The organism is Rhodoferax sp. (assembly GCF_018063565.1).
Lineage (GTDB): Bacteria > Pseudomonadota > Gammaproteobacteria > Burkholderiales > Burkholderiaceae_C > Rhodoferax.
Window position 1 is genome coordinate 1 of the sequence record NZ_JAGPBB010000177.1, and the last position, 3,216, is coordinate 3,216.

Genomic DNA, 3,216 nt, shown 5'->3' on the forward strand with positions numbered 1-3,216 from the left:
CATTCAGGCTTTCCAGGTAACGGCGCTGCCCTTCGTTGAACAGAATATCAAACGCCAGGGTGGACTTGCCAGAGCCTGAGACCCCGGTGACCACAGTGAACTGTCCGCGCGGAATATCCACACTCAAAGACTTGAGGTTGTGCTCACGCGCATTGATGATTTTTATGGTGTTTTCAGCCTCCAGCGCTTTACCCACGGCCTTTGTTTGCTCTGGTTTGATGACCGAATAATCAGCAACCTGATGCTCCACACCCATCTGCGCGGCATAGTCGCGCAGGGCCAGAGCGGTGTGTGAACTGGCATGCAACATCAAGGCTTCGGGGGGGCCATAGGCCACCAGTTCGCCGCCCGCGTCGCCGCCTTCGGGCCCGAGATCAATCAGCCAGTCGGCGGCGCGGATGACGTCCAGGTTGTGCTCGATCACCAGCAGCGAGTGGCCCGCGTCCTGCAACTTGCGCAGCGCCCGCATGAGTTTGGCAATGTCGTCAAAGTGCAAACCCGTGGTGGGTTCATCCAGCATGAACAGGATGCCACGGCGCGCCAAAGCCTGGCGGCTGGCGCTGCTGCCCTTGGACGCGTCAGCCAGAAAACCTGCCAGCTTCAGGCGCTGTGCCTCACCGCCACTGAGTGTGGGCACGGGCTGCCCCAGTTTGACGTAGTCCAGACCCACGTCCACAATCGGCTGCAGGGTGCGTGTCACCTCGCGGTCCTGGGCAAATAGCGCCACCGCCTCACTGACGGTCAGGTCCAGCACGTCGGCAATCGAGAGGACCCTGGCACCCCGCTCAATGGTGATTTCCAGCACTTCAGGGCGAAAACGCTGGCCATTACAGTCCGGACAGCGCAAGTAGATGTCGCTGAGAAACTGCATCTCCACATGTTCAAAACCGGAGCCACCACAGGTCGGACAACGCCCGTCACCACTGTTGAAGCTGAACTTGCTGGCGGTGTAGCCACGCTGGCGCGACAAGGCGGCGTTGGCAAACAGCTCGCGGATGCTGTCCCAGGCACCGACAAAACTCGCCGGGTTGGAGCGTGCTGTCTTGCCAATGGGTGACTGGTCAACAAACACCACGTCGCTGAGTTGCTCTGCCCCCAGCAGCCGATCATAGTCACCAGGCGCGTCGGTGGATTTGCCAAAATGGCGCAGCAGGGCCGGTGCCAGCGTGTTCTGGATCAGGGTGGATTTGCCCGACCCGCTGACACCGGTGACACACACCAGGCGCTGCAGCGGAATATCAATGTCGATGTTTTTGAGGTTGTGCTCGCGTGCACCTTCCAGAATCAGGCGCGGCGTGTTGTCGGCCACCAGCCGCTTGAAGCCCATACCAACCTGCTTGCGCCCACCCAGATAGGCACCGGTGAGGGTGTCCGCACGGCGCAGGTCGGCGGTGCTGCCATCAAACACAATCTGACCGCCGCGTTCGCCCGGGCCGGGTCCCATGTCGAGCATGCGGTCAGCCGCCATCATCACCGCCGGGTCGTGCTCCACCACCACCAGCGTGTTGCCAGCGTCGCGCAGCCGTTGCATGGCGACGATGATGCGGTGCATGTCGCGGGGGTGCAGCCCGATGCTGGGCTCATCCAGTACAAAAAGGGTGTTGACCAGCGAGGTGCCCAAGGCCGTGGTCAGGTTGATACGCTGCACCTCGCCACCGCTGAGGGTGCGGCTCTGGCGGTCAAGCGTCAGATAGCCAATACCCACTTCATTGAGGTATTTGAGCCGGGTGCAGATTTCTTCCTGCAGCAGTTTGAGCTCCTGTGGCTGACCAACACCGGTCTCAAAGCCGTCAAAAAATCGCTGCAGCCGGTCCAGCGACAGCAACATCAGATCATGCAGACACAGGCCCGGCAGGGATTCAAGCTGAGCACGGGTCCACGTCACCCCGCTGGGCATAAAGCGCCTAGCAGGTGGCAGCACCGCATCGGCCTGCGCCTTGCTACCAATGCGCCACAGCAGACTTTCGGTTTTTATGCGCGCGCCGCGGCAGGCGGGGCACGGTGTGTAGCTGCGGTATTTGGACAACAGCACCCGGATGTGCATTTTGTAGGCTTTGGTTTCCAGGTAGTCAAAAAACCGCTTGATGCCAAACCAATGCTGATTCCACTTGCCGTTCCACTGCGGCGAACCTTGAATCACCCAGTGCTGTTGCTCCGGTGTGAGCTTGTTCCAGGGTGTGTCGCGCGGGATGCCCGCCACCTCGGCATGGCGCATCAAATCGTCCTGCGCCTCCTTCCAGGCGGGCGTCTGGATGGGTTTGATCGCGCCGGCACGCAAGGTGAGTTTGTCGTCCGGAATCACCAGACCATAGTCCACCCCGATCACCCGGCCAAAACCCCGACACGTCTCACACGCCCCGACCGCAGAGTTGAAGGAGAACATCGACGGCAAGGGGTCGGCGTAGCGCAGGTTGCTCTCAGGACAATGCAAACCAGTCGAAAACCGCCAGATTTCGGACGTACCTTCATCGACTTTAATAGCATTAACCTCTTTTCCTGTATGCGCTGGAGGCATATTGGATACATAAACGTTGATCTGGCCACTGCCATGTTTCAGCGCCACCTCGATGGCCTCCAGCACCCGGGCGCGTTCAGTGCCCGCCAGACGAAAGCGGTCGGCCACAACGTCAAGCAGTTTGCGCTGCCGGGGCTGGACCGCACTGGTTTTGGAAACACCGGCCTTGCCTGTTGGGGCGCTGGCGTTGGGCTCTGTGCCTGGGTTGACCACCACATGACGTTGCGCCTGAACTTTGGTGAAACCACTGACAGACAACCACTGCGCCACTTCTTCTGGCGTTGCGGTGACCGGCAGTTCAACCGGAAAGGTGATGCTCACACGCGCGTCGGTTCCTTCCAGACGTCTAACCAGTTCGGTATAAATCGACTCCGGGGTGTCATGGCGCACCGGTCGTGCGCTAAGGCGGTCAAACAACTGGCCAGTTCGGGCAAAAAAGAGCTTCAGGTGGTCATTGAGCTCGGTCATCGTGCCCACGGTGGAGCGGCTGGAGCGCACCGGATTGGTCTGGTCAATGGCAATGGCCGGGGGCACACCTTCAACTTTGTCGACTGCCGGTTTGTCCATGCGGTCCAGAAACTGGCGCGCGTAGGCGCTGAAGGTTTCAACATAGCGGCGTTGCCCTTCGGCAAACAGGGTGTCAAACACCAGGCTGGATTTGCCCGAGCCACTTGGGCCGGTGACCACCGTCAACTCCCCGG

General features: G+C 60.4%; 1 protein-coding gene. It reads right to left on the minus strand.

Annotated elements, in window-relative coordinates; all coding sequences use genetic code 11:
* The coding region (gene uvrA / locus KBF66_RS19260; RefSeq protein WP_296661339.1) for an excinuclease ABC subunit UvrA at positions 1-3,216 on the minus strand (3,216 nt) is incomplete at both ends.